This is a genomic window from Duganella guangzhouensis (assembly GCF_009674535.1).
In the GTDB taxonomy this organism is placed as follows: Bacteria; Pseudomonadota; Gammaproteobacteria; order Burkholderiales; family Burkholderiaceae_D; genus Rugamonas; species Rugamonas guangzhouensis.
On sequence record NZ_WKJK01000005.1, the window covers coordinates 311,175 to 336,547 of the forward strand.

Genomic DNA, 25,373 nt, shown 5'->3' on the forward strand with positions numbered 1-25,373 from the left:
GATGGCCATTTGCAAACGAATCTCTGCGTATATTGTTATTTGCTCTGGTAGATCTTGTCGAACTCGGCGCCGTCGTCAAAGTGCTTTTTCTGTGCCGCTTTCCAGCCGCCAAACACGTCGTCGATGGTGAACAGCGTTACCTGGCGGAAGTTGGCGTTGTACTTTTTGAAGGCTTTTTCCGAGCGCGGACGCAGCGAGTGCTTGGCGATGATTTCCTGGCCTTCTTCGCTGTACAGGAAGTTGACATAGCCGGTGGCCTGCTTGCGGATGCCACGGCGGTCAACCACCTTGTCGACCACCGCTACCGGCGATTCGGCCAGGATCGAGATCGATGGGTAGACCACGTCGAACTTGTCGCCGAATTCCGCGCGCACCAGGTTGACTTCGTTTTCGAAGGTCACCAGCACGTCGCCGATTTCACGCTGGGTGAAGGTGGTGGTGGCGCCGCGACCGCCGGCGTCCAGCACTGGCACGTTGTGGAAGATTTTGCCGACCAGGTCGCGAGCCTGCGCTTCGTTGCCGCCTTTTTTGATGACCGAGCCCCACGCCGCCAGATAGGTGTAGCGGCCATTGCCCGAGGTTTTAGGGTGCGGAATGATGACTTGTACGCCTGGCTTGGCCAGGTCGCCCCAGTCCTTGATCTGCTTGGGGTTGCCCTTGCGCACCAGATACACCATGGTGGAGTAGAACGGCGAGGAGTTATTCGGGAATTTCTTGGCCCAATCGGCGTTGACCACGCCGCGTTCGACCAGGATGTCGATGTCGTTGGCCTGGTTCATGGTGACCACGGCCGCTTCCATGCCGTCCGCCACCGAGCGCGCCTGCTTGGAGGAGCCGCCGTGCGATTGGTTGACGTTGATGGTTTCACCGGTGCTTTTCTTCCACTCGGCCACGAAGGCCGGATTGATGTCCTTGAACAGTTCGCGCGTGACGTCGTAGGCGGCATTCAGCAGCACGGTTTCGGCCGCCTGGGCTTGCGGCACGCCAAACAGGGTGGCGGAAGCGGCCAGGAAAGACGAGATCACGAGGCGGCGCGCGTTATTTGTAGTGGTCATAAAAGCTTTCGTAGTAAAAATATTGTGCAGCAATTATGCGGCTTTTCCTGATGCCGCCTAATACTCGTTTCTTATTTCTATAATTCCTATTCGCATAACAAGCCGACCCTGCGGCGGGTCGGCTTGCGCCGGCGCCTACAATTCCCAGGTCTTAATCGAGTGAATTTTCAGGAACTGGCCGGTTGCGTGGGCGTTGGTCTGGGGGAAGAACAGCGCTGCGGCATAGCTGTTGCTGAGCGAACCGCAAGCCACGTTAATGCCCAACTGATGAGGGTAGCTGGTGTCGACCGCCCAGTTGGACTCGCACACCGGCACGCCGTCCAGATAATGGATAATCTTGTCGCGGGTCCAGATGACGCTGATGGTGCGCCTGGTGCCGGACGCGATCGGCGTGGGCATCAATAGTTGGGCGGCATTCGCGGTCTGCAATGAGCCGCTGGCGGTGGAGGTTTTCCAGGTGCCCCCATTGCGCGCGATCGTGGTGCTGCCTGATTGCATAGCAACCTGCCTGGTATAGGTCTGGGTGTGCAAATAGCCGGTCCAGGTGGACTGGCCACCCCACATATGGGTGAACAGTTCCAGCATGTCCACTTCGGAACCGGTCAGCGCGTAGCCGGTAACATCGCCGGCTGGCTTGAAGTTGTACATCCAGACTGCTGGCCAATATCCCCAGGTGGTGCCGGCGTAGGTGGCCATGGCGCCCTCGACCTGCGCCTTGTTGTAATAAGCGCCGCCGCCGAATTGCGGCAACGATGGCATGGTGATTTCTACTTGTACCGCCTGTGCCTGGTGTCCGCTCAGTTGAGGACCGTATCCGCGCTTGCTCCAGATCTCGCCCGAACTGAGTCCAGGAACGAACAGCACGCCGTCACCGGTGGTGGTGCCGGTGGAGCTCAGGACCTTTAACGTCGATGCGCCGTAGTGGACCGGTTTATCAAACGTCACGGACAGGCGGTCCGCCGAAATGCTGAGCACTTTGGCGCGGTCGTAGGCGTGGAAATCGTAGGCATAGGTGGTGCCGCAGTTGACGCCCAGCGAATACATGCCCGCGACCACCGAGGACGCTACCGGCGTCTTGAATTGGATGGTGGTGGTGGTGCCGTTGACCACGTCGGCCGCCACCCGTGAGAAGGCAAACTTGGTGAAGGTCAGGTGCCAGTTGGATTTGTATGCTGTTTTGGTGCCGCCGGTGACCGCTTCGAAGGTGATGGTGCCGGCGCTTGCATCTTTCGCGACCACCACGGCAATGCCGTAGGACGCGCTGGTGACGCAGGTGCCGATTTCGATACTTGCGAGGTCGGTCGCCGTCAGGCCGATGTCGGCCAGCAGCGTGGGCGTCGATACGCCTTCCGCTCCGGCGGTGAAGCCGTTGCCAGTGCTGTAGTTGATGGTGCCGCGCAGGTAGGAGTTGAATTCGCCTGCGCTGAGCACCGGTTGCAGGCGCAAGCCGTCTGTTTCAAAGACGTGGTTTTGGGCGTTGAATGTGGTGGCGTAGCGTTGCACTTCGTTATTGATGACGGTCGGGCCAGTGCCGCTGATATGGCCCCCGGTGGCGTTGAATACGCCTTGCAACGGGTAGAACAGGGTGGCCAGATCGGTGAGCGATGTAATCGCCACGCCGACCGCTGAGCCGCTCGCCACCGCGCTGCTGCCAAAGGTCATGTCCTCGACCAAGTTGAGGCCGGCGATTGCTGTATCAAAATTGGGATCGAGTCCGGGATATGTATAGGTGGCGCTGGTGGCGGTGGTGCTGGCCAGCGTAGAAGCCAGCCGCTGTGCCGTTGGCGACGCGGTGTCGTTGGAGCCGCCGCCGCAAGCGCTCAGCAGGGCGGCCGTGGCGCCGCCGCCGGCCAGTGGTAGCAGGGGCGCATTAGACAGAAGTTTCACCAAGGTGCGGCGCGAGTGATCGAGTTTTTCAGTCATGTGGAGGTCTCCTTCTGGGATGAGGGAAACTCCATAATATGATTAAAATGAAATTATTTGCTAATATTTTAACATTACTTGCACGTCAATTTAAGAGTGGCCGCAGCCACCGCTGGTCATGGTGTAGAATTCCGCCGCGTCAGTGCCGTGGGCAGGCTTGTCTGCTGAAAGCGCATATGGATGCTTGAAAACATTCGTGGCGGCGTCCGACGGCCTCAGTCGGCTTGGTGTATAGTCGTACCAGCATATTAGCTGTGCTGTCAGTAATGTTTTGTGAGCGTACATGAGTCTTGAAATACGTATCGCTGCTTCGTCGGACGCGGAGGCAGCATGCACGGTATTGCGCCGGTCGATCAGCGAGTGCTGCGAATTGGATCACAAGAATGATCCCGCCGTGCTCGATGCCTGGTTGGGCAATAAAACTCCGCAGATGGTGGCGAACTGGTTCAGCTCGCCGACCAATTTTTCGCTGGTGGCCATCAGCGAAGGCGTCGTCGTCGGCGTCGCGCTGCTGACCGGCGCTGGCAAGCTGGCCTTGTGTTATTTGCTGCCGGAAGTGCGTGGCCAGGGTATCGGCAAGGCGCTGCTGAGCAAGATGGAGGAGCAGGCCTGCAGCTGGGGCGTGAAGGCGCTGCAACTGCACAGCACGGCGACCGGGCAGGCGTTTTTTGCCGGCCGAGGCTATATCGATGCCGGCAAGGTGCGTTCGCCCTACGGTGTGGAGACGGTGTTCTTCTGGAAGCAATTGGATGAAGACGCCACCTGCCCGAATGCTCCCAAGCGCAAGCGTTTCTGCAATTGCAATACTGCCTGATTAGTAAGTCACCTCAGTAATCTACCTCAGTAAGCCACTTCCAAGCGCCATTCCTCGCGCCGCTCTGGCGCCGCTCCCACCTCTTCTCCGCCCGCGAACAGTTTCAGCTCGCCTGCCGCAAAGCGCGTCCATTGTTCGTTGGAGGTCAGCGGCTGGGTGGCGATCACGGCGATGCGGTCGTCCAGATGGTTGTGGCGGTTGAAGTCGATGCTGAGGTCGCAATCGACCAAGTGGGCCACCGAGAACGGGTACTCGCGCACCACCACGTGCAAATCGGTGCTGCAATGGGCGAACACCAGATCGCCGTTGGACAGGATGTAGTTGAAGCTGCCATGGGCGGCGATTTCGCCGGTCAGGATTTCCAGCGCCGCGTACAGCTGGTGGCGCTCGGGCTGCTGCTCGAAGCGCAGCGCCAGTCCGGACAGCAGATGGCAAAAGGCGCGCTCGCTGTCGGTGTCGCCCCATGGCGCGTACAGGCTGGGATTGGGATCGAACAGCGCCAGGTCGCCATTGTGGGCGAACGACCAGGTCTGGCCCCACAGCTCACGGGTAAACGGATGGCTGTTTTCCAGCGACACGCGGCCCTGGGTGGCCTTGCGGATGTGCGCCACCACGCTGCGCGCCTTGATCGGCTCCTGGCGGAATTGCGCCGCCAGCGGTGAGTGGATCGACGGCAGGTAATCGGTATATAAACGGCAGCCGCTGGCGGTGTGCAGGGCGATGCCCCATCCATCCTTGTGTTCGCCGGTACGTCCGCCGCGTTCGGCAAAGCCGGCGAAGGAAAAGTCCACTGCGGCGGGTTTGTTGCTGCTCATTGCGAGGAGTTGGCACATGGGATCACAGCCTGGTTAAACGATGACCTCACGATAATGGCCGGGCAGCCCCTGCGGAACGAATGTTTTGGCATATCCATAGCTGAAAGCATTCGTTCTGCTTTCGCCTTGCGGGGCATACGCTGTCGACATTGTTAGTGTCACAGAGGAGTTCCATGTCATTCCCTATCTTGCAGAAGTACCTGGCGCGTCTATCCGACGCCACCGGCGCCGCTTCCAGCATCTGGCTCGATCACGAGGGCAAGGCGCAAGGGCGGTTTTTCAATTGCACCATGACCAGCGCGTTCCAGCCTATCCGGCAACTGGACAGCAGCGCGGTGCTTGGCTACGAGGGACTGGCGCGCAGCGTGTCGGCGCAGGACCAGGGCTTGTCATTGTGGAAGCTGCTGGACCACGCGGCCAGCGACGACGAGTCGATCGAACTGGATCGGCTGTGCCGCATGCTGCATTCGATTAATTTCTTCCGCCAGGCCGGGAATGAGGCCGATCTGTACCTGAATGTGCATGATCGCCTGTTGAGCGCGGTCAGCAGCAATCACGGCCACGCCTTCCGCCGCATTCTGGATGCGCTGGAGCTGCCGCTGGCGCGGGTGGTGCTGCAACTGCCGGCGGCGACGCCACAGCAGGGCTGGCTGTTGAATTATGTGTCGGACAACTATCGGCGCAATGGCTTCCGCTTCGCGGTCAATGTGAACAGTGCGCGTGATGCGCTGGGCGTGCTGGATCGGTTGCGTCCGGACGTGTTCAAGCTGGATGCGCGCGATGTGCAGGACAGGGACGGGCTGGCGGTGTTGCTGCAGCGTTGCGCCGCGGCCGAAGTGGCGCTGGTGTTCAAGCGGGTGGAAACCGAGCAGCACCTGGCGGCCGTGCGCGAAATCAGCGCGGCCGCAGGTGTGTCAGTGCTGGTGCAGGGTTACTTGCTCGACGAGCCGCGCGCGGTGTTGCTTGAGGAGTCTGCGCGACAGGCGGCGTGAACGTCAGAGGTTGGTTCAAAATGAGCGCAGCGAGGCGCGGCGACGAAGGCAGTGCGATTGCACGGCGAGGAGCCGCAACGAAGCTGCGCTCGTTTTTAACCGACCTCAATTAGTTCAGAACCCATTTGTATTGAACTTGTGCCCATACTGGGGCGGCGCCGTTCGAGGCTGGCTGGAACTTGCAGCTGGTGCTGGCGCGCAGCGATGCTTTGTCCAGGGCTGGCGAGCCGCTCGACGAGATCACTTTGGTGTCTTGCACGTTGCCGTTGGCATCAACCAGTACCGACAGCTTGACGTTGCCTTGCAGTTCGTCGTCTTGCCAGGTGTTGCGGTAGGCCGGCACGTCGCACTCGGCGTTGGTCAGACGGTTGGTGGTGGTGGCAGCGCTGGCTGGGTTGATGGTCGACAGGGCGATGAGCGACAGGGCGGCGATAGAACGAATGATCATGATGGGCTCCAGAAGGTTAGTTCGACGGGAAAACTTAATTCGATGAGTGAACTATACCGCGACGCACCATATATGGATACTTTATTGTTCGAATGCCAGCCATTATTAAACCGTATAACTTAGGTCTTAAAAACGTTTCCGATACACAATTAATGTGTCATTCGGGCAGCTGTATCATTTCTTAAGCGTAAGTTAGGACTGGTTTTTCTTTCCCTCCGCATAGGCTATAGTACCAATATTGCTTTTTACGGATAGAACGATGGCATCGCGCAGAGATTTTTTACAGCAGGGGTTGGGGCTGACCGCTGCGAGTTTTTTGTCCGTGCCGCTGATCGGTTGCGCTTCGAGTTCCGTGCGGCATAGCAGCACGGCAAGCAGCAGCGGCAGCAGCAGCGTTGCCACCAAGCCGGCCGCGCCGGCCGTGGCTTCCAGCAGCATGGCCCGCGCCTCCGAACAGTCGGCGCCGTCCGGCAGCGGCGGCGCCATGGAGCCGCCACCCGACATCTTCGACGCCCAGGCGCTGGACCTGGAATTCTGGCTGCGGCCGCGTACTATAGACGTGATCCGCCCGGCGAGCAAGGAGCGCGCCAAGCTGTTGTACTGGAAAGACGGCGAGATCATCGAATCGGCCTACCAGGACTTGTGCCACATCATGCGCGACGTCAACGGCGGCAACGAAGCCCGCACCATCGATCCCAAGCTGTTTGAAACGCTGTGGGGCACGCAGGCCTTTGTGCAGCGCTACGGCATCGAGGCGCCGCTGGAAATCCTGTCCGGCTACCGCACGGCGGCCTCCAACCAGAAGCTGCGCGAAGCCGGCGTGCCGGCCGCGCGCCAGTCGCTGCACATGGTCGGCCGCGCCGCCGACATCCGCATCGCCAACCTGAATTCCGAGGTGCTGGGCGGACTGGTCAAGAGCTTCCGCCAGGGCGGCGTCGGCTTCTACTACCGCGCCGGCCCCAAGGGCGGCTGGATCCACGCCGACACCGGCCTGCAACGCACCTGGAAAGGCTGACCCCAAATCGGCTACACTGGCGGCTTCGCGCGTCAACAGGATTACCATGCAAGACCATCAAGAGCCGCCACGCTTCCGCCCAGTGCCCTGGAGCGGGCTGGAAACGCCCGCCGACGTGGAGCTGTGGATCGAGGAACATAACCAGGCGCTGCAACAGCACATCGGCCAGCACGAAACCGGCTACGGCGTCTGCTTCACGCTGGCCGAGGGCGGCGAAATCTATCTGCAAACCACGCAGGACGGCCACCTGGTGCTGGACGTCAGCGAGGAGGCGTCCTGGGTGGCGCCGCTGATCATGGCCGCCGCCCGCGTCGGCGAGGCGCCACCCGGCCGGCTATGGGTGCTGCCGGACGATAAGCTGGTACAGCTGATGATAGGCTTGAGCGGCCTGATCGCCAGTTCCATCCTGGTGGTGGGCCATAACTTCGGCCTGCGCCGCCGCATGGGCGCCTGGTAGCGCGCCACACAACGCTTGCCCCGGCCGCACGCCCGGTGCGCTCGACATCCCCGGCCTGAAATGTTAGTCTCAAGACATCAACGAAGGGGGTGTATGGACAAGACTATGCACGCTGAGCTGCCGGGGCTGTCGGTATTTGCCGAGCAGGCATCCGTTACGCCGTACGCGGCCGTCGACGCGGTCGACCAGACCTATTTCAATGATGTCTACCTGCTGGCGCCGGTCGGCTATTTCGTGCTGGCCTTCGACACCACCATCCTGCAAATGAACGTGGTCGGCGCCGACCTGCTGGGTCTGGCGCGCAACAACCCCGAGCGCGCCCAGCTGCGCCAGTTCGTGGCGCCGCGCTTCCACGACGATTTCGACGATTTCCTGCGGCGAGCCGTCAACACCAGTCAACCCGAACAGTGCGATCTGCAGATTCAGCGTCACCGCAGCCAGCAGGGCTTTCCGGTCACGCTGCGTGCCAGCGCCGACAGCAGCGGCCAGGGCATCCGCGTGGTGCTGGAGCTGGCCGAGGGCAAGCTGGCGGCGCTGGAGCGCAGCGAGGAGCGCTTCCGCCGCATCGTCCACAATGCCGAGGAGGGCATCTGGGAAATCGACGCCGCCGCCCGCACCAGCTTTGTCAATCCGAAGATGGCGCAGATGCTGGGCTACAGCATCGAGGACATGCTGGAGCAGCCGCTGGTGGCGTTCATGGACGACGAGGGCCGCACCATCCTCGAACGCAATATCGCGCGCCGCCAGCAGGGGCTGTCCGAACGCCACGAATTCAAATTCATCCGCAAGGATGGCAGCGAGCTGTGGGCCACGCTGGCCACCAATCCGATTTTCGACAGCGATGGCAGTTACCGTGGCGCGCTGGCGCTGGTCAGCGACATCACCGCCAGCCGCGCTTCCGCCGAGCTGATCTGGCAGCAGGCGAATTTCGACGCCCTGACCGCGCTGCCCAACCGTCATATGTTCCAGGACCGCCTCAGCCAGGAAATGAAAAAGGCGCGCCGCGAGGGCTTGCTGCTGGCGCTGCTATTCATCGATCTCGACGGCTTCAAGCAAGTCAACGACACGCTCGGCCACGAGCAGGGCGATCTGCTGCTGGTGGAGGCGGCGCGCCGCATCGGCGCCTGCGTGCGCAATTCGGACACGGTGGCGCGGCTGGGCGGCGATGAATTTACCGTCATCCTGTCCGGGCTGGAGCAGGCGCCCGGGGTGGAACGGATCGCGCAAAGCATGCTGGCGCTGCTGAACCGGCCGTTCGCGCTGGGCATGGCGCAGCCATCGATCTCGGCCAGCGTCGGCATCGCGCTGTTCCCGTCCGACGCCGCCAGCCCGGAGGATTTGCTGCGCTGCGCCGACCAGGCCATGTATGCCGCCAAGCAGAGCGGCCGCAACCGTTACAGCTATTTCACCCAGGATTTGCAACTGGCGGCCCAGGCGCGCCAGCAAGTGACGCTGGATTTGCGCGCGGCGCTGGCCGAATCCCAGTTCGAGCTGCATTACCAGCCCATCATCAACCTGCAAAGCGGCCGCATCGAGCGCGCCGAGGCGCTGCTGCGCTGGCGCCATCCGCAGCGCGGGCTGCTGGCGCCGGCGGATTTTCTGCCGTTCGCCGAATCCGGCGGCATGATGCTGGAGATCGGCGACTGGGTGTTCCGCCAGGCCGCCGCCCAGCTGCGCCTGTGGCAGGATGAGCTGGGGCGCGGCTTCCAGGTCAGCGTCAACCAGTCGGCGGCGCAGCTGCGCGGCGACACCGCGCTGTACGTCGAATGGCTGCGCCTGGCCACCCGGCTGGGGCTGCCGCCGCGCAGCATCGTGCTGGAGATTACCGAAGGCGTGCTGCTGGATGGCGCGGCGCGCGTCAGCGACCGCCTGCGCGAGCTGCGCGAAATGGGCTTGCAGGTGGCGCTGGACAATTTCGGCACCGGTTATTCGTCGCTGGCCCACCTCAAGCATTTCGGCATCGATTTGCTCAAGCTGGACCACAGCTTCATCCAGCACCTGGCCAATGACAGCGGCGACCTGGTGATGTGCGAGGCGCTGATCGTGATGGCGCACAAGCTCGGGCTGCGGGTGGTGGCGGAAGGGGTGGAAACGCCGGCGCAAAGTGGCTTGCTGGCGATGGCCGGCTGCGATTATGCGCAGGGTTTTGTGTATGCCGGCGCCTTGCCGGCGGAGGAGCTGACCGCGCTCGCCAAGCGGGGCCTGGGGCTGCTGAACTAGCCGATTAGCGCAGGCTCAGCAGCGAACGCACGCGCTCGCGGCTGATGCCGGCCAGCGCCGCCATGATCGACAGCAGCGACTGGTAGCCGGGCTGCTTGGTGTTGGTGACGAAATTCTGCGCCATCTGTTCCATGCCGCTGCTGCTGGCGGCGGCCGCCACCGCGCTCTGCACCCGCGCGCTGGCGCGCGCCAGCGCCTGGTGTACCGAGGCGATCGCCTGTTCCACCTTGGACAGTGATTGCACCACCTGGGCCAGCGTGGTGCGGATACCTTCGAAATCGGTGACCTGCCAGTGATCGGGATCGACCTCGGCCGGCAGCGCCTCGGCTTTGACGCGGTTCAGCTGGCCGGTCGGGAAGCGGATGCCGCCGCCCTGCACCGAGATGGTGTCGCGCACATTGGCCCACTGGCCTTCCGCAGTGCTGAATTCCAGCTGGCCGTCGTCGTTGAGGCGGACCCGGATGCCGGCCGGCGCCAGCGCCTCGTCGAAGCGGGCGGCGATCTGTTCATCGCTGAGGCCCGGCTCCAGCACCACCGAACGCACGTTCTGGCCGCCGCCGACCGACAGCGCCACCACTTCGCGGCCGCCGTTGCGCAGATTGGCCAGATTGAAGCCACGGATGGTGAAGCTGGTGTTGCTGCCCGAGGTGCTGAATTTCAGTTGCGCGTCCAGCGTGCCGCCGGAGGCGCTGCTGCGGTTGCGCCAGCTGTTGCTGAACTGGCGCACGCGCGCTTCCAGCGCCCCATCGGCGCGCTGGCGGTTGGCCAGCCGTGCGCTGAGGTCGGTCTTGAGGTTGCGCAACTGGGCCGCGCTTTGTTCGAGGAAATCCAGCGCCTGCTGGGCGCCGGAAATATCGTTCTGCAGCGGCTGGTCCCAGTTGCTGAGGCCGCGCCGTAGCGGCGCCGCCGAGGTCGGGGTGGGGGTGACCGGGGTGGCGGTGGCCGCGTTTTCGCCGTTCAGGCCAAGCGAGGTGCCGTCCACCGCCGTCGCGTTGCCGGCATTGGTGCCCGGAACCAGGACTTGTGGCGTAGTGGTGGACGTGATTTGCATACGCGGTGCAGCCGAAAAGATTACAGAACGTTAAACAGCGACAGGTTGGTGATTTTCGAGTAAGCCTTGTACGAGGCTTGCAGCGCGTTATTGTAACCGTTCAGTTCGGTGGCGGCCTCGGTCATGTCCAATGAACCCAGATTCAGGATCGCGGTCTGGTTCGACAGGCTGACGTTAGCATGGTTGCCGTCCAGCGTCTCCATGATGTTCTGGGAGCCGCCGATGTTGGCGATTTTGCTGGCCAGTTGGTCCATGGTGCTTTCGGCGCCGTCCATATTGGCGCTGATCACCGACTGCAGCGTGGTATCGGTGGCTTTGACGCCCGGCTGCGACAGCGCGTCGATGGTGGCGTCCATCTGGTTCAGCAAGGTTTCCAGGCCGGACACGTTTTCATTGATGGTCTGGGTGATGCCGTTGCCGATCACCGATTTCTGGTCGCCGGTATTGCCGGTGTAGGTGTAGCGCGAGCCGGCCGGCGCGGTGGCGTCATAGGTCAGGGCCGGGGTGCTGGTCAGCGTGCCGGAGAACACGTAATTGCCTTGCTGGTCTTTTTCGTTGGCGCTGTAGAAGATCGAGTCGCGCAGCGAGGTCATGGTGTTGACCATCGATTGCAGGTCTTCGGTGGTGTTGCTGCCGTCGGCCGCCCACACCAGCAGGTCGTGCGACTGGGTGATGTCGTTGACCATGCTCTGCAAATAGCTTTCGTTGCTGGACAGGCGGATCTTGATGTTGGAGATATTGTCGCGGTACTGGCCGATCAAGGCTTCCTCGCGGTTCAGGCGCGACAGCCGCACCGCCGTCACCGGGTCGTCGGACGGCACCTGGATCTTGTTGCCGCTGGCCATGCGCGCGGTCAGCGAGGCAAGCTTGCTCTGGTTGTCTTGCAGGCCGCGGGTCATGGTGGCCTGGAACTGGCTGGTGGCAATACGCATCAGGCTCTCCTTAGCCGAACATCGACAGCGTGGCGTCGAACAGGGTGTTGGCGACGGCGATCACTTTCATGTTCGCCTGGTACATATTCTGGAATTCCACCAGGTTGATGGCTTCCTCGTCGGTGTTGACGGCGCTGGTCGACTTCCAGTCGTCCTCGGCCTGGGTGCGCACCGTGGTGGCGGTGTCCAGCAGCGACTGGTTTTGCTGGCTTTGAATGCCCAGCTGACCGACCACCTGGCTGTCGGCATCGCTCAGCAGCACGCTGCCCAGCGAGGTCAGGGTGATGTTCTGGCTCTTGACGTCGACCAGCTTTTGCAGATTGCCGCTGTCGCCCGGGGTGCCGTCGCTGGAAAACGCCAGGTCGGCGCTGGTGAAGCCGCTGGCCACCTGCAGCAGGCCGGTGGCGCTGTCCGGGTTGAACACCAGCAAATCCTGGCCGGCCGTGCCATCGGTCTTGTAGCCGGCCTGCAGCTGGGTGTTGATCTTGTCCGACATCTGCTGGGCGATTTCCTTGATCGAGGTTTGCAGCGGCTTCAGCGTGTTGTCGCGGTAGTCGCCCAGGCCGCCCAGCTGGCCGCCGACCTTGGTGTCGTCCAGCTTGAAGGTGGTGCTGGCAAAGGTCGATTGCAGCGTGGTGGTGCCGCTGACGGTGGTGTAGGCCAGCGTGGCCGACATGTCTTGCACCACCAGCGGCTGACCGCTCTTCAGCGAGACGCTGGCGCTGCCATCCGGGTTGGTCACCACTTCCACCGCCACCTGCGAGGCGACGCTGTCGATCAGCTGATCGCGCTTGTCCTGCAGCGCCGAGGTGTTGGTGCCGGCGCCGCTCATGGCCAGGATCTGCTTGTTGAGCGCGGCGATGCCGGACAGCGACTCGTTGAGCGACGGCAGGATCGCGTTTTGCTGTTGCTGGATCGACACCAGCTGGTTGGCGGTGACGTTGTAGATCGAGTTGATCTGCTGCGACATCGAGTCGGCGCTGGTGACCACCTGCTGGCGCAACGGGCTGGAGGTGGGATCGGTGGCGGCCGCGTTCAGCGCGGTAAAGAAATTGTCGATGCCGTAGCTGATGCTGGAGGTGTTATCGCCCATCACCGTTTCCATCTGCGTCAGATAGGGCTGGACCTGCTGGTACTGGCCCTGGTCGGAATTGGTGCGCCACAGCTGTTGGGTCTTGTAGGTATCGCTGAAACGCAGCAGCGAGCCGACCTGCACGCCATTGCCGGCCGACTTGGTGCCGACATCGCCGGCGATCGCCTGCAACAGCACGCCTTGACGGGTATAGCCGGCGGTTTGCGAGTTGGCAATGTTCTGACTGACCGTGTTCAGGGCGGCCTGGGCGGCCAGGGCGCCCGACAGTGCGTTGTAAGAGATGGTCATTAGCGGGTCTTTCCTGGTGAAGTCCGATGGCCCGTGGGTGCGCTGTCCCACCGGTCGATATCAGTAAGGGGCGACCGATTATTGCTCTTGATTAAGCGTCGCGGTCAAATTTTGCGATTGAGAAACTTCCGCCTTGGCAATTTGCGGCGCGGCGGCGCTGGCTTGCTGCTGTGGCAACAGCTGGCGCAGGATCGCGTCGGCGACGCCAAACGCGCGCTTGCTGGCCATCTGATCGGCCACCAGGTTGTCGGCCATGTCCAGCATGTCATCGTTGACGCTTTTCTTGCTCGGGCTGTCCTCGGACGCCATGGCTTTCACGCTGTCGCGCATTTGATGCAGCATGTGGCCGATGAAGAAGCTTTCAAACTTAACCGCGGCCTCGGTGGCCTTGGCGCGGTAGGCCGGGTCGACCGTGTCGCCGTCGGCGGCCGCCTGCGGCGCCACATGGGTGCTGCTGAGCTGGCCGGCGATGCCGTTGGCCAGCAGGCGGTTGGGGTTGAACTGGCTGGTGTCGTAGTCGGTCATGGCGGTCCTCAGATTACTACCAGTTCGCCTTCGATGGCGCCGGCCTGGTCCAGTGCCTGCAGGATCGCCATGATGTCGTCCGGGGTCGCGCCCAGGCTGTTGACGACGTCGATGATCGATTGCAGCTTGGCGCCGGCCGGCCATTTGAACATTTCGGCGCGGCCCTGGTCGGCCGTCACCTGCGATTGCGGCGAGGCCACAGTGGTGCCGCCGGCCAGCGCGTTCGGCTGGCTGACCTTGGTCGATTCGGAAATCACCACCTTCAGCGAGCCGTGGGTGACGGCGGCGGCGCGCACCCGCAAGCCCTCGGCGATCACCACGGTGCCGGTGCGCGAGTTGAACACCACTTTGGGCGCGTCCTCGCCGACGTCGACATTCATCGACTCCAGCTTGGCCATGAAGGCCACGCGCTGGGTCGGATTGGTCGGCGCCACCACGTCGACGCTGGTGGCGTCGCTGGCGGTGGCGATGTCGCCAAAGCGCTTGTTGATCGAATCGACGATATTGATCGCGGTCTGGAAGTGCGGATGGCGCAGCGACAGCCGCACCGTCGGCTTGCTGGTGAAATCGGTCGGAATCTCGCGCTCGATGGTGGCGCCGCTCGGAATCCGGCCCGAGGTCGGGGTGTTGACCGTGATCGACGAGCCCGATTTACCCTGGGCGCTGAAGCCGCCCACCACCACGTTGCCCTGCGCCAGCGCATAGGTTTCGCCGTCGGCCGCGCGCAGCGGGGTCAGCAGCAGGGCGCCGCCGCGCAGGCTTTTGGCGTCGCCCATCGACGACACCACCACATCGATCGGCTGGCCCTTGCGGTAGCCGGGCGGGAACACCGCCGACACCATCACGGTGGCGACGTTTTTCGATTTGGCGTCCGTGCCGTCCGGCACTTTGACGCCAAACTGCTTGAGCATATTTAGCACCGACTGGCTGGAAAACTTGACCTGGGTCGAGTCGCCGCTGCCGTTCAGGCCGACCACCAGGCCGTAGCCGACCAGCGGATTGTCGCGCATGCCCTCGATGGCGACCAGGTTGCGCAACGCTTGCGCGGCCTGGGCCGTGACCGGGGCTAGCGCGCCCAGGCTGAGCAACACCGCCAGGGAAACGTAAAGTTTGCGGAAATTCATCGGCGTCACCTATGTAAAACTCAGAACGGCATCAAAGGGCCGTTGAAGAAGCGCGTCAGCCAACCCGGCTGCTGGGTTTCGGCCAGCGTGCCCTGCGCCGAATAGGCGATGCGGGCGTTGGCGATGCGTTGCGACGACACCTGGTTGTCGGAATCGATGTCGGCCGCGCGCAGATAGCCGCGCAGGCGGACGAATTCCTCGCCATTGTTCAGGGTCAGGGTTTTTTCACCGGACACCCGCAGCAGGCCGTTCGGCAGCACTTCCTGCACGATCACGGTGATGGCGCCGGTCAGCGCGTTCTGCTGGGTGCTGGTGGCGTCGCCGGCGAAGGTGTTGGAGGCGCCCAGGCCCACCGCGCCCTTGCCGAAGGTCTTGCCCAGCAGCGAAGGGGCGGTGATGTTGTCGGCGCTGTTCTTGGAATAGCTGGTGCCGGCTTTCTTGCTGGCCTGGGTGGTTTCCTGCAGGTTGACGGTGACCACGTCGCCGACCCGGAAGGCGCGGCTGTCCGAGGTCAGCGACATGCCGAGGTCGGAACTGAAGACGCCGCCCGATACCCCCTTGGGCACGGTGCTGCGCGATACCGCCGGCGTCTCGTCGATCGGACCGGGACGCACCGCCGGCGGCTGCAGCTGGGCGCAACCGGCCAAGGCCAGGGCGGCCAGCGCGGCCGCGACGTGCGGGGCGGTGTTCATTATCGTGCCGCCGCCGACAGGTACTGCAGCATGTTGTCGGCCGCGCTCAGCACCTTGGTGTTCATCTCGTAGGTGCGCTGGGCCGCGATCATGTCGACCATTTCCTCCACCACCTGGACGTTGGAGCTTTCCAGCGTGCCTTGCTTCAGCTTGCCCCACTGGGCGGTGCCCGGGGTGCCGTCGTTCGGCGTGCCGGACGACGGCGTTTCGGCGTACAGGTTCTCGCCCAGCGCCTGCAGGCCGGTCGGGTTGATGAAGGTGGTCAGCGTCAGCTGGCCCAGCTGCTGCGGCGTGACGTTGTTGGCGATGGTGGCCGAGACGATGCCGTTTTCCGCGATGGTGATGGCGGTGGCGGTGGTCGGCACCGTGATCTGCGGGATCAGCGGCAAGCCCTGGGCGTTGACCAGGATGCCGTTGGCGTCGATCTGCAGCTGGCCGGCGCGGGTGTAGGCGGTGGTGCCGTCCGGTTGCAGCACCGACAGGAAACCATTCCCCATCACCGACACGTCGAGGTCGCGGCTGGTGGTTTGCAGCGTGCCCTGGGTGAACACCTTCTGGGTGCCGACCAGATGCACGCCGTTGCCGAGCTGGACGCCGGACGGATTCAGCGTGTTGTTGTCGGCGCGCTGCGCGCCCGGGGTCGACTCGGTGGTGTAGAACAGGTCTTCGAACACCGCGCGGTCGCGCTTGAAGCCGACGGTATTGGCGTTGGCCAGGTTGTTGGCGATGGTTTGCAGTTTTTGATCTTGTGCCTGCACGCCGGTCTTGCTGATCCACATTGCTGGATTCATTGATTTCTCCCTGTTGTCCTGTGTTGCCGGCTTAGCTGCCGCTAATCAGGCGATTTCCAGCTTCGGCCATCGAATCGGTGGACGTGAGCAACTTCATCTGTACTTCAAAAGTGCGGTTCAAGCTCATGGTCGCCACCATTTCCTCCACCGCCGACACATTGCTGCCTTCCAGGTAGCCCGGATTCAGCTTGACGGTCGGATCGGTGGCCAGCGGCTGGCCGTCGCGCGCGACGATCAGGCCGGCCTCGTTCTTGGTCAGCTGGGTGGCGTCGGCCTTCACCAGGCGCAGCTTGTCGATGGTCTGCATGGTGGTGGTGCCGGGCGACTGGATCGAGACGGTGCCGTCGGTGCCGATGTCGAGTTTGGTGTACTCGGGCAGCGTGATCGGACCGCCTTCGCCCAGCACCACATTGCCGTTCAGGCGCAGCGTGCCGTCGGCGCTCAGCGTCATGGCGCCGGCGCGGGTATAGGCTTCGCCGTCGGCGGTCTGCACCGTCAGGAAACCGTCGCCGGCCACCGCGACGTCGAGGTCGCGGCCGGTGCTCTTCATCACGCCCGCCTTGGTCGAGACCGAATTGGCCTGCAGTTGGGACATGTGACGATCATCGTAGCCGTAGCCGTTGACGGCTTGCGCCGCCGACAGCTCCATATTGGCGCGGAAGCCGTTGGTGTCGATGTTGGCCAGATTGTTGGCGTGCACCTGTTGCGCCTTCAGCGCCCGTTCGGCGCCGCTCATGGCGGTGTAAATCAAAGCATCCATGGCTTAGCCTTAGATCGCCTGCATCAGCGACTGCAGCATGGTCGACTCGGTCTGGATCACTTTCGAGTTGGCCTGGTAGTTGCGCTGCGAGGTCATCAGGCCCACCAGTTCCGAGGTGATGTCGACGTTCGACTGTTCCAGCGAGCTCACCGTCAGCGAGCCGGCCATGCCGGTGCCCGGGGTGCCGACCAGCGCCTCGCCCGAGGTGGTCGAGGTGATCCAGCTGGTGTCGCTGATCGCGGTCAGCTGGCCTTCGTCCGGGAAGGTGGCGATCGCGATCTTGCCGACCGTTTGCTTCTGGCCGTTGGAGTAGCTGGCGATCACCGAGCCGTCGGTGTCCAGCGTCAGGCCGCTGTAGGTGCCGGCCGCGTAGCCGTCGGCGTTGTTGGTCGAGGTGGTGGCTTCGCCGGCAAAGCCGGTGGTGCCGGTGTAGTTGACGACGATGTCGTTCAGCACGCCGCCGTTCGAGGTGGTGGTGCCGGCCAGGCCGAGCGTGATGCTGCCGGCGTCGGTGGTCGGGTCGGGCGTCAGCATCTGGCCGGTGGTGCCGTCAAAGGTCATGGTGGTCGGGGTGCCGACTTCCAGCCCGTCCAGCACATAGTGGACGTCGACCGAGTTGGCGACCGAGCCGCCACCGCCGTCGTCGGTGCGCGAGAAGTATTGGGTCAGCGTGTGTTTGCCGCCCAGGCTGTCATAGATGACGCTGGCCTTGGACATATTGAAGGTCGAGGTGTCTGGCGCGTCGGTGGCCGAGGTCGGCGACACCCAGGCCGAGGTCGGCGCGGTCCAGTCGGCCGACAGGTTGCCGATGTAGGTGACGTCGGACGAGGCCACGGCCGGGATCGAGCCGGTCGGAATCGCCAGGTCGCCCAGCGCGCCCAGGGTGCCGGTCTTGGTGTCGACCGGATAGCCCTGGATCTTGCGGCCGGAGGCGTCCACCAGGTAGCCGTCGGTGGAGGCGTCAAAGATGCCGACCCGGGTGTACTGGGTTTCGTTGGTGGCGGCGTCGCGCGCGATGAAGAAGCCGGTGCCGTTGATCGAGGCGTCCAGCGAGCGGCCGGTGTTCAGGATGCTGCCCTGCAGGCTGATGTTCTGGGTGGTCGAGCCCACCATCACACCGGTCACCTGGGTGCCCGCCACCAGCGACGCGAAGTTGGAGCGCAGCGACTTGTAGCCGTAGGTGCCGGCGTTGGCGATGTTGTGGCTGGTGGTGTCCAGCGAATCGTTAATGGCCTGAATGCCAGACAATGCGATATCGAAACTCATGGCGGATACCTTCCTTTAGAGACTAGATTGAGTGGCAGAAGCGGACGCGGTGCTGGTGGCACCGTTGAAAGCGGTAATGGCGGTGGTGGCGACCTGGCCGATGTTGGCCACGTTCAGCGTGACGCTGCCGTCGGTCGCCAGCTTGACGCTGTTGAGGCGGCCCTGGATGTCGGTGGCCGGGGTTTCGCCCGAGCTGGTGCTGACCGCGATGGTGTAGCTGCCGGCCGGAATGCCGAGCGTGGCCGGATCGATGCTGAACGCCACCGTGCCCGGCGCCTGGCTACCCAGGTTGACCGTGTACTCGGTGCCGTCAGTGCCGGTCAGCACCACCTTGGTGGCGGTGCTGGACGAGGCCAGCGTGGTCTGGCCGCTGACCACGGTGCTGCCGTCCAGCGTCACCGAGGTGGTCTCGGCCATGACGTTGGAGCCGACCTGGGCGCCCAGCGCCAATACCTGCATGCTTTGCAGCACGCTAGCACTGTTGCTGGTGACCGTGGTCAGGTTTTGCAGCGACTCGGTTTGCGACAGCTGGGTCAACTGCTGGACGAAGTCCTGCGGGTCGGTCGGATTGGTCGGATCCTGGTTCTGGATCTGCGCCACCAGCAATTTGGTGAACATGTCCGACGCTTCACTGGCGGCATTGCCGGTGATGCTGGTGCCCGAGCTGGCGGACGACGAGGTGCTGCTGTTATTGAGGAGACTACTGACAGTCATGATTAGCCTTCACCGAGTTTAAGGAGGGACTGCTGCATCGTGCGGATGCGGCCGAGGACTTCAACATTGGTTTCAAACGCGCGCGAGGCCGACATCATGTCGGTCATCTCGGCCACCTGGTTCACATTCGGGTAGTACACCATGCCGTCGGCATTGGCCATCGGATTGCCGGGCTCGTAGACCTGGCGCAGCGGTTCGTCCGACTGCACCACGTCCAGCACCTGCACCTTGCCGCCGGCGCTGTTCATGCCCTGCGGGCTGTCGCTCATGACGGTGGCGAACACCGGCTTGCGGGCGCGGTAGGTGTCGGCTTCGGTGCCGGCCACCGAATCGGCGTTGGCCAGATTACTGGCGATGGTATTCAGCCGTACCGACTGGGCCGCCATGGCCGAACCGGCGATATCGGAAATATCCTTGAATGACATGGGCGCTCCTGCTCCTGCTGCGGTTACTGGCCGGCGATGGCTTTGGCCAGACCCTTGAACTTCATATTGGCGAAGGTCAGGCTGGTCTGGAAGTCGGTGGCGTTCTGCGAGAACGCGGCCTGCTCAACGCCGATTTCGACGGTGTTGCCGTCGCGCGTAGGGTGGTAGGGCACACGGTACATCAGCGCGCTGTCGCCGCCGTCGCCGACATCGCCGTTGCCCTCGGCCTGGACATTGGCCATGGTGGCCGCGAAGTCCATGTCCTGGGCCTGGTAGCCGGGCGTGTTCTCATTGGCGATATTGGCCGCCAGGATGCGCGTGCGTTCGGCGCGCAAGGCCAGCGCGTCGCCGTGGACGCCTGCCGCGTCTTTGAAGTTAATGCCCATATTCTTCCCCTAGTCAGACAGTGCGGTAAAACACGTTGTCATGAGTCATTTCTGCGACGCCGCATGTAGAATGACGGCCGGGCACCCATGGTGTCCTCCGTCTCCGGCATCATAGTTGAGGTATTGCTCATGTTCAACAAATCTATTGTAACTGTTTCGGGCGGAATGTTGCTGTTTTGCATTCCACTTTTTAACGTTTTTTCTGCGCCCATGCCGGTGGCGGCGGAACAAGTGCCGTTGCTGGTCGAGGCGGCGGCACAAAAACACCTGGCACGCTGGGCCGAAGCGGCCGGCTTGAGCGAGCCGCAATTCAGCGTCACGGTATTGCCGGGCAACCGTCCGCTGGCGGCCTGCGGCCAGCCTGTGACGGTGCAGGCGGCCGATACGCGGCAAGCGGCGCGCATGCGTTTCATTGCCGTCTGTGCCGGTAACGGCGGCTGGCGATATGAATTTAGTGTGCGTGCCCAAATCTCGGCGCGGGTGGCGGTGGCGGCCAGCGACGTGCCGTCCGGGCGGGCGTTGGTAGATGAAGAAGTGTTGCTTGAGCGCCACGATATCAGCGCGATCGGCGACAGCATTGCCGATCCGGCCGACGCGGTCGGGCTCAGCGGCAAGCGCACGCTGCGCGCCGGCGAGCTGTTGCGCAAGGCGATGTTGATGGCGCCGATCCTGATCAAGCGCGGCGAGCCGGTGCGCATCGTGGCGCGGCGCGAGCAAATTGAAGTCAGCATGGCCGGCGAGGCGTTGGACGCCGGTGCGCGCGGCGACAGCATCCGCGTGCGCAACGCGAATGGCGCCACGATCCGGGCCCGCGTCACAGGCGCGGGTACGGTGGAGCCTGCCTCGGTGCCGGTCACAGCTAGTCCTCCGTCGGAGTGACGCCATGCAAGCGCCGCTGCATTTGCGCGGCGACCTTGCTCAGCTTGTCTGCATACTGGGGGTCGGTGGCATAGCCGGCCTTGGCCAATCCCTGGGCGAAGGCGCGGGCATCGCTGCCGGTGTTGAGTGCGGCCGCGTAGCGCGGATTGCTGGTCAGCAGATCGGCATAGTCGCGGAAGGCGCTGGCGGTGTCGGGATAGCTGCGGAAGCGCTCGGTCTTCTTCAGCATGGCGCCATGTTCATATTCGGTGGTGCTGGCCACAGCCACCTCGCCCTGCCAGCCGCTGCCGGCCTTGACGCCGAACAGATTGTTGGCGTTGGCGGCGCCGTTTTTCAGCGGCTGCTTGCCCCAGCCCGATTCCAGGGCGGCGTGCGCGGCCACCAGCTCGGGCGCCACGCCCAGCTTGTCGGCGGTTTCGGTCGCCCACGGCGCGATTGCGCTCAAAAACTGTTGTTGGGTGTCGCTGTCGACCCCGCTGTCATCTTCTTCCAGCACGCCGCTGCCGCGCTGACGCAGCGCCATCGCCTGCAGGCTCATGGCCTGGGACGAGGGCAGGGCATCGTTGCGGAAGCCGCCGTCGCCTTTGGCGATGAAGGTGGCGACATCGGTTGCGATTTGCTGGAAAGTGGAGGAGAAGCCGCCGGCGGACACAGCCGAGCCCAAGGCCGCGGTGGGGCGGCTGGCGGTGACATTCGAAACGGTTGCGGCAGTGGGTGCGGTGGCCTGCATCCCGTTAAGCTGGCGCATAAATGTGCTCCTCGCCATGCAGCACGCGCTGCATGATGCTGTATTGCTCTACCAGCAAATCGCCGTTGCGTTTGCTGAGACGCTTGCATTCGACAACCGCTGTTTCCAGCGCTTGCCAGTCCGCTTCCATTTTCGCTCGCGCGGCATTTTTCAGTAAAGCAAAAGCTTGCGCCATATTGCCAGTTGCACCAACTAAGCGTTGCACCAGCGCCACGCGTTGGGCGCGGCGCTGCATCATCAGGTCCACCAGCGTGGAAATCGTCTCGGCCACCGCCGCTAGTTCCGGCCCCTTGTGGCGCAGCGCGGCCTCGAACTGTTCTTGCAACAATTGCTTCAGCTGTTGATAGGCCAGCAAATCGTCGGCGATGCCGGTCAACAGCGCGCGCATCGCATCCTGGCGCGTCAGGTTACTCGGAGTACTGCTCAGGCTCACGTCTCGCTCCCGTGGAAGCGCTGGATCAGGCCGGCCAGCTTGGCCGGATCGAACGGCAATTCGCCCTTGGACAGGGCGTCGCGCAGCATATCGACCTTTTCCTGGTCGATTTCCGGCAAGTCCTTCATCGCTTGCAGCGCCGGTTGCAGCACCGCCGATTGCAACGGTGCCGATGCCGGGGCCGCCACCGCTTCGGGAGCGTCGGCCGGTGGCGCCTCGGCCACGCGTTGGACGGCCATCCCGTCCGGGGTCGAAGTCGTGATTCTCATACGTGTGCCTCGTGTTGGCTTGGTTTCCATACGAACTCTTATTTGTTGCGGCGCGGATCACGCAGCGGACTGTCGCCGCCGAGTTTGCTACGCAGCTGCTGCAACATCGACGCGTCCGGCAGCGCGGTGTCGACGTCGTGGATCAGCGGATCGGTCGCGTCCGGCATGCCGAACATGGTGGCGATGGTCTTGGCCTGCGCCGTGGTGAGGATCAGCAACTCGATGCGGCGGTTGACGCCGGCGTCGGCGCGCTTGGTGTCAAGCGGCGCGCGGTCGGCCATGCCCACCACCTGCAGCACCGATTCGCGGTTCATGCCGCCGGCCAGCAGCTGGGCCCGGGCCGACATGGCGCGGTTGGCCGACAGCGTCCAGTTGGAGAATGCGGCGTAGCTGGTGTCGGCGTACTGCAGCGAATCGGTGTGGCCGACGATCAGCATCTGATTGTCCATTTGCGCGAACAGCGGCCCCATCTTGCGCAGCAGGGCGCGGAATTTATCGGTCGGCACCGCGCTGCCGCGCACAAACATGCCCTGGCGGTCGGTGTCGTGCATCATCACCCGCAGGCCATACGGCGTGACAATCGATTCCAGATTGCTGGTCAGGCCAGCCTCGGCGCTCATCTTGGCCAGCGCGCGCGACAGCGCGTTCAAGTCGTCCGGGGTGTCGTACTTGACCTTGGACGACGGTTCCTTGGTCGGTTCCTCGGTGGTTTCGGCCTCGGCCTTTTGCTTGCCCTCGGTTTCGGTGTTGCCGAAGTGCGGCATCGGGAAGCGGTCGATCAGGCTGCCGCGCGGGCCGCCCACTTGTTCCGGCATCACGCCCTTGCCCTGGTCGGTCTTGGCGCCATCGGCCTCGGTCAGGATTTGTTGCAGCGACTCGGTGTTACGCGCCGCCATCAGCCACAGCACCAGGAACAAGCACATCAGCGCCAGACAGAAGTCGGCGAACGCTACTTTCCAGGCGCCGCCGTGATCGTCGTGCTTGTGCTTGCCGCCACCGCGCTTGACGATGGTCTGGTCATGGCCCCCTTTGTCATGCGGCTTTAGCACCACGGCCTCCGCGTCCCGAATCCGAAGGTTCGCTGTCGCGGCCTTCCAGATCGTTAATCCAGCGTTCCAGCTGAGCGAAGCTCGGCTTGATGTTCAGCTGCACCAGGCGGCGCCCCGAGTCGATCGCCAGCAGCGGCGGCTTGCCGGCGACGTGGGTCACCAGCACCACCTTGACGGTTTCCTTGTTGGCCGCTTCCGAGTTGACCAGCTGTTTCAGCATATTGCACAGCGGGTCGATCAGGCCGTAGCACAGGAAAATACCGATGAAGGTACCGACCATCGCCGCGCCGACGTGCTCGGCGATCTCGCCCGAGGTGGCGCCCTCGGACACGGTGTTCATGGTGATCACGATGCCCAACACCGCCGCCAGAATCCCGAAGCCCGGCATCGCCTCGCCAATCTTGTTGAGCGACTTGGCCGGCTGTTCCTGCTCGGTGTGGATGGCTTCCAGTTCCTGGTCCAGCACGCCTTCGAGTTCGTGGGCGTTGATTTTGCCCATCGCCATCAGACGGAAGTTGTCGACGATGAAGGCCAGCAGTTTCGGCTCGTCCAGAATGCGCGGATAGCGCTGGAACAGCGGGCTGTCCTTGGGCGCCTCGACGTGGGCGTCAAGCGCCTTCAGGCCGCCGGCGGCCAGTTGCAGCAGCTCGTACATCAGCAGCAGCAACTGGCGCTGGAATTCCGAGTCGTACTTCTTCTTCATGATCTTCTTGATCTGCGTGACCAGCTCCTTCAGCACGTGGGTCGGGTTGCCGATCACCAGCGCGCCGATACCCGAGCCGGCAATCACGATCAACTCGATCGGTTGCCAGATCTGGTGGAACGCTCCGCCCATCAGGAAGAAGCCCCCGAACACGCTGCCTAAAACGATGAGTACGCCGACTATTTGCTGCATGATGATTCGCCTTTCCGCGTCATTTTGATTCCTGCTGCCAGCGCCATCAGGCGCTTTGCAGTACTGCCTTCATTTTGTTCAGCGCCGCCTTGTTCAGCTGACAGACGCGGGCGTCGGTCAGGTCCAGCACGGCGGCGATTTCCTTGTAGCTGAGCTCAAACTCGTAATACATCTGCACCACCCGCTGTTCGCGCTCGTCGAGGCCGCGCAGCGCCTGCTCCAGGCTGCGCCGCACCACCAGCTGGTCTTCCGGGCTGGGCGCGCTCTCGTTGCTGACGCTGTCCTGCAGGATTTCATCGAAGCTGGCGATCAGCTCGGCGTTTTCATCCAGCAGATAGGCCTGGTAAGCCTCGGGCGTCAGTTCCAGCCCGCTCATGATCTCGTGCTCGGTCGGTTCGCGCCCCAGCTTGCGGGTGAGGGCGCGCACCGCGTCGCGCAGCTTGTGGCTGTGCTGGCGCACCGCGCGCGGCCGCCAGTCCTGGCGCCGCAGCTCGTCCAGAATCGCGCCGCGGATGCGCAAGCTGGCGTAACTGCCGAAGGCGCCGTCCGGCTCGCCGTAGCGGCGTAGCGCTTCCAGCAAGCCCATCAGGCCGATCTGTTCCATGTCGTCGCGGTCGATGGCGCCGGCGATCTGCGAATTGAGTTGGCGCACGATGCGCTTGACCAGCGGCGCATACGCCAGCAGATGCTTTTGTTCGTCGGCCACGCTGAGCGCCGGCGCCAGGGCGCCGTGCTCGCTGTAGCTTTCGGCATAAGTGTCTGCGAATTCCTCTACGTATCCCATGCCCGCTCCACTCTTGTTCATGCTGCCGCGGCTTACTCTAAGATGAGCTTGCCGATCATGACTTCGTCAAACGGCTTTTCCCGGCCTTCCGCCTCAAACGCGGCGTCGAAGGCTTTGTTCAGTTCACCGGCGAACTGGTCGATGGTCATCACCTTGGCGGTGGCCATCGGCAGCCCGGACAGCGTGCGCACCGCCACGCTACGCAGCAGCGGCAGGTTTTCCTTGGCTTCCTTCTCGCGCTTGGCGGTGGTGGCCACCACCAGGTCGGCCGACAGGTAATGGGTCAGGTTGTCGCCGGGGGCCGGCTTCAGCATCACCACCACCTTGTCCACCGTCAGATACTTCGGTGGTTCTTCCGATTTCTTTTCTTCCTTCTTGGCCGGTTTCTTCTTGGCGTCCTTGTCGCCATGCTCCTCGGCCGCGTCTTCCTTACCCTTCGACATGTACCACACGGCGCCTCCGGCTACGCCGGCGCCGACCACGGCCACCAGCACAAAGGCGATGATGATTTTCATGTTCTTCATTGTGTG

General features: G+C 63.3%; 30 protein-coding genes. 6 read left to right on the forward strand and 24 right to left on the reverse strand.

Annotated elements, in window-relative coordinates; translation table 11 throughout:
• Positions 1-35: 35 nt before the first annotated feature.
• On the reverse strand, positions 36-1,055 hold the full coding sequence (locus tag GJ699_RS12025) for a sulfate ABC transporter substrate-binding protein (RefSeq protein ID WP_154376452.1): 1,020 nt from the start codon (positions 1,053-1,055) through the stop codon (positions 36-38).
• A gap of 135 nt (positions 1,056-1,190) precedes the next feature.
• Positions 1,191-2,978, reverse strand: a complete 1,788-nt coding sequence (locus GJ699_RS12030) for a LamG domain-containing protein (protein ID WP_154376454.1) — start codon at positions 2,976-2,978, stop codon at positions 1,191-1,193.
• A 283-nt stretch (positions 2,979-3,261) separates the two neighbouring features.
• Between GJ699_RS12030 and GJ699_RS12035 the strand changes: the two genes are divergently transcribed.
• Positions 3,262-3,792: a GNAT family N-acetyltransferase gene (locus tag GJ699_RS12035; protein WP_154376456.1), complete on the forward strand. Its 531-nt coding sequence runs from the start codon at positions 3,262-3,264 to the stop codon at positions 3,790-3,792.
• 26 nt (positions 3,793-3,818) lie between these two features.
• On the opposite strand, the gene GJ699_RS12040 is transcribed toward GJ699_RS12035, so the two are convergent.
• Complete coding sequence (locus GJ699_RS12040; RefSeq protein WP_154376458.1) at positions 3,819-4,625, reverse strand: class II glutamine amidotransferase; 807 nt, start codon at positions 4,623-4,625, stop codon at positions 3,819-3,821.
• A gap of 155 nt (positions 4,626-4,780) precedes the next feature.
• Here GJ699_RS12040 and GJ699_RS12045 point away from each other — a divergent pair, with 155 nt between their 5' ends.
• Positions 4,781-5,599, forward strand: coding sequence for an EAL domain-containing protein (locus GJ699_RS12045; RefSeq protein WP_154376460.1), 819 nt, complete (start codon positions 4,781-4,783; stop codon positions 5,597-5,599).
• Between the two features lie 109 nt (positions 5,600-5,708).
• On the opposite strand, the gene GJ699_RS12050 is transcribed toward GJ699_RS12045, so the two are convergent.
• Together GJ699_RS12050 and GJ699_RS12055 are read right to left on the reverse strand one after the other, a co-directional pair.
• Positions 5,709-6,047 (reverse strand): energy transducer TonB, encoded by a 339-nt coding sequence (locus GJ699_RS12050; RefSeq protein WP_154376462.1) that lies wholly within the window; start codon positions 6,045-6,047, stop codon positions 5,709-5,711.
• A gap of 192 nt (positions 6,048-6,239) precedes the next feature.
• Positions 6,240-6,485 carry a hypothetical protein gene (locus GJ699_RS12055; protein WP_154376464.1) on the reverse strand — a complete coding sequence of 82 codons (246 nt, stop codon included), beginning with the start codon at positions 6,483-6,485 and terminating at the stop codon, positions 6,240-6,242.
• Between GJ699_RS12055 and GJ699_RS12060 the strand changes: the two genes are divergently transcribed.
• The 3 genes from GJ699_RS12060 to GJ699_RS12070 all read left to right on the forward strand — a co-directional run bounded on the left by GJ699_RS12060 (position 6,484) and on the right by GJ699_RS12070 (position 9,739).
• Positions 6,484-7,062 (forward strand): YcbK family protein, encoded by a 579-nt coding sequence (locus tag GJ699_RS12060; RefSeq protein ID WP_154376466.1) that lies wholly within the window; start codon positions 6,484-6,486, stop codon positions 7,060-7,062. The two genes, GJ699_RS12055 and GJ699_RS12060, sit on opposite strands and share 2 nt — an antisense overlap.
• 46 nt (positions 7,063-7,108) lie before the next feature.
• Positions 7,109-7,519 carry a hypothetical protein gene (locus GJ699_RS12065; protein WP_154376468.1) on the forward strand — a complete coding sequence of 137 codons (411 nt, stop codon included), beginning with the start codon at positions 7,109-7,111 and terminating at the stop codon, positions 7,517-7,519.
• A gap of 93 nt (positions 7,520-7,612) precedes the next feature.
• Entirely contained in the window at positions 7,613-9,739 is a 2,127-nt protein-coding gene (locus tag GJ699_RS12070; protein ID WP_229262069.1) for a putative bifunctional diguanylate cyclase/phosphodiesterase, read from the forward strand.
• A 4-nt stretch (positions 9,740-9,743) separates the two neighbouring features.
• On the opposite strand, the gene GJ699_RS12075 is transcribed toward GJ699_RS12070, so the two are convergent.
• From GJ699_RS12075 to flgB, 12 genes are all read right to left on the reverse strand, one after another.
• Entirely contained in the window at positions 9,744-10,790 is a 1,047-nt protein-coding gene (locus GJ699_RS12075; protein WP_154376472.1) for a hypothetical protein, read from the reverse strand.
• 20 nt (positions 10,791-10,810) lie between these two features.
• Positions 10,811-11,722, reverse strand: coding sequence for a flagellar hook-associated protein FlgL (gene flgL, locus GJ699_RS12080; protein WP_154376474.1), 912 nt, complete (start codon positions 11,720-11,722; stop codon positions 10,811-10,813).
• 10 nt (positions 11,723-11,732) lie between these two features.
• The gene (gene flgK / locus GJ699_RS12085; RefSeq protein ID WP_154376476.1) at positions 11,733-13,103 is read right to left on the reverse strand and encodes a flagellar hook-associated protein FlgK; all 1,371 of its coding nucleotides are present in this window, start codon (positions 13,101-13,103) and stop codon (positions 11,733-11,735) included.
• Positions 13,104-13,181: 78 nt separating this feature from the next.
• A complete protein-coding gene (locus GJ699_RS12090) occupies positions 13,182-13,628 on the reverse strand; it encodes a rod-binding protein (protein ID WP_154376478.1) in 447 nt (148 codons plus the stop codon).
• An 8-nt stretch (positions 13,629-13,636) separates the two neighbouring features.
• Positions 13,637-14,752 carry a flagellar basal body P-ring protein FlgI gene (locus tag GJ699_RS12095; protein ID WP_154376480.1) on the reverse strand — a complete coding sequence of 372 codons (1,116 nt, stop codon included), beginning with the start codon at positions 14,750-14,752 and terminating at the stop codon, positions 13,637-13,639.
• Between the two features lie 20 nt (positions 14,753-14,772).
• Positions 14,773-15,444, reverse strand: a complete 672-nt coding sequence (flgH, locus tag GJ699_RS12100) for a flagellar basal body L-ring protein FlgH (protein WP_154376482.1) — start codon at positions 15,442-15,444, stop codon at positions 14,773-14,775.
• Positions 15,444-16,235: a flagellar basal-body rod protein FlgG gene (gene flgG, locus GJ699_RS12105; protein ID WP_195763528.1), complete on the reverse strand. Its 792-nt coding sequence runs from the start codon at positions 16,233-16,235 to the stop codon at positions 15,444-15,446. The genes flgH and flgG overlap by 1 nt, the downstream gene beginning before the upstream one ends.
• Positions 16,236-16,266: 31 nt before the next feature.
• Complete coding sequence (flgF, locus tag GJ699_RS12110; RefSeq protein WP_154376484.1) at positions 16,267-16,995, reverse strand: flagellar basal-body rod protein FlgF; 729 nt, start codon at positions 16,993-16,995, stop codon at positions 16,267-16,269.
• 9 nt (positions 16,996-17,004) lie between these two features.
• The gene (locus GJ699_RS12115; protein ID WP_154376486.1) at positions 17,005-18,261 is read right to left on the reverse strand and encodes a flagellar hook protein FlgE; all 1,257 of its coding nucleotides are present in this window, start codon (positions 18,259-18,261) and stop codon (positions 17,005-17,007) included.
• Between the two features lie 15 nt (positions 18,262-18,276).
• Positions 18,277-18,975 carry a flagellar hook capping FlgD N-terminal domain-containing protein gene (locus GJ699_RS12120; protein WP_154376488.1) on the reverse strand — a complete coding sequence of 233 codons (699 nt, stop codon included), beginning with the start codon at positions 18,973-18,975 and terminating at the stop codon, positions 18,277-18,279.
• A gap of 2 nt (positions 18,976-18,977) precedes the next feature.
• Positions 18,978-19,400, reverse strand: a complete 423-nt coding sequence (flgC, locus tag GJ699_RS12125; protein WP_154376490.1) for a flagellar basal body rod protein FlgC — start codon at positions 19,398-19,400, stop codon at positions 18,978-18,980.
• A 23-nt stretch (positions 19,401-19,423) separates the two neighbouring features.
• Positions 19,424-19,786: a flagellar basal body rod protein FlgB gene (flgB, locus tag GJ699_RS12130; protein ID WP_154376492.1), complete on the reverse strand. Its 363-nt coding sequence runs from the start codon at positions 19,784-19,786 to the stop codon at positions 19,424-19,426.
• A 231-nt stretch (positions 19,787-20,017) separates the two neighbouring features.
• Between flgB and flgA the strand changes: the two genes are divergently transcribed.
• Entirely contained in the window at positions 20,018-20,665 is a 648-nt protein-coding gene (gene flgA / locus GJ699_RS12135; RefSeq protein ID WP_371867537.1) for a flagellar basal body P-ring formation chaperone FlgA, read from the forward strand.
• Here flgA and GJ699_RS12140 read toward each other — a convergent pair.
• The 7 genes from GJ699_RS12140 to GJ699_RS12170 are packed head-to-tail and all read right to left on the reverse strand — an operon-like array spanning position 20,646 to position 25,367.
• The gene (locus GJ699_RS12140; protein WP_154376496.1) at positions 20,646-21,413 is read right to left on the reverse strand and encodes a glycoside hydrolase family 73 protein; all 768 of its coding nucleotides are present in this window, start codon (positions 21,411-21,413) and stop codon (positions 20,646-20,648) included. The two genes, flgA and GJ699_RS12140, sit on opposite strands and share 20 nt — an antisense overlap.
• Positions 21,400-21,801, reverse strand: a complete 402-nt coding sequence (gene flgN, locus GJ699_RS12145; RefSeq protein ID WP_154376498.1) for a flagellar export chaperone FlgN — start codon at positions 21,799-21,801, stop codon at positions 21,400-21,402. The genes GJ699_RS12140 and flgN overlap by 14 nt, the downstream gene beginning before the upstream one ends.
• 41 nt (positions 21,802-21,842) lie before the next feature.
• Positions 21,843-22,115, reverse strand: a complete 273-nt coding sequence (locus tag GJ699_RS12150) for a flagellar biosynthesis anti-sigma factor FlgM (RefSeq protein ID WP_154376500.1) — start codon at positions 22,113-22,115, stop codon at positions 21,843-21,845.
• 38 nt (positions 22,116-22,153) lie between these two features.
• Positions 22,154-23,164, reverse strand: coding sequence for a flagellar motor protein MotB (locus GJ699_RS12155; RefSeq protein ID WP_371867538.1), 1,011 nt, complete (start codon positions 23,162-23,164; stop codon positions 22,154-22,156).
• On the reverse strand, positions 23,148-24,059 hold the full coding sequence (gene motA, locus GJ699_RS12160) for a flagellar motor stator protein MotA (protein WP_154376502.1): 912 nt from the start codon (positions 24,057-24,059) through the stop codon (positions 23,148-23,150). Before motA ends, GJ699_RS12155 begins: the two co-directional genes overlap by 17 nt.
• Positions 24,060-24,105: 46 nt before the next feature.
• Positions 24,106-24,843, reverse strand: a complete 738-nt coding sequence (locus GJ699_RS12165) for a FliA/WhiG family RNA polymerase sigma factor (protein WP_154376504.1) — start codon at positions 24,841-24,843, stop codon at positions 24,106-24,108.
• A gap of 32 nt (positions 24,844-24,875) precedes the next feature.
• Complete coding sequence (locus tag GJ699_RS12170) at positions 24,876-25,367, reverse strand: flagellar basal body-associated FliL family protein (protein ID WP_154376505.1); 492 nt, start codon at positions 25,365-25,367, stop codon at positions 24,876-24,878.
• Positions 25,368-25,373: the final 6 nt, after the last annotated feature.